This is a genomic window from Citrobacter sp. T1.2D-1, assembly GCF_950098555.1.
GTDB lineage: Bacteria > Pseudomonadota > Gammaproteobacteria > Enterobacterales > Enterobacteriaceae > Citrobacter_A > Citrobacter_A telavivensis.
Genome location: NZ_CATNHH010000048.1, coordinates 1 through 424 on the forward strand (window position 1 = coordinate 1; position 424 = coordinate 424).

Genomic DNA, 424 nt, shown 5'->3' on the forward strand with positions numbered 1-424 from the left:
TTGGTGGTTCGGCAGCCTCAAGTGTCACTATAATTTTATCTTTGGTAGCGGGGCTCAGTTTGATTAAATCCGCTTTTACATACTCGGTTGGCACAATAATGGCCTTTGAGCGTCGGTGACTCTCCCAGAATAACCAACGATAACCCATCATACGTACCCAATGCACAAGCATTGAATGGCGCCCTGCCCGGGTGAACCGCAGCATGGTCAAGTCATGTGTAGTTGTGATGCGTTTGCCACGATAGAAAACTGGTTCTTGAGGAGTCATGGCAAAGTGCACCAGATCTGGCTTGAGTTTTTTGATGAAACGGCCAAGATTTATTTGGTCTAACGGGTTGAACGAAAATTTCTTATACATGCAAGGTACAGTTGAAAAGTTACTAGCAGAAGGCTGCCAGGAATCATTGGGGTCGAGCAGGAGAGT

1 protein-coding gene is annotated in these 424 nt (G+C 46.2%); it reads right to left on the minus strand.

The genetic code is table 11. From position 1 onward, the window contains the following. Positions 1–358: glycosyltransferase family 4 protein (locus QQZ17_RS21145; RefSeq protein ID WP_284554165.1), on the minus strand; the 358-nt coding region annotated here is incomplete at its 3' end. Between the last annotated feature and the right edge of the window lie 66 nt (positions 359–424).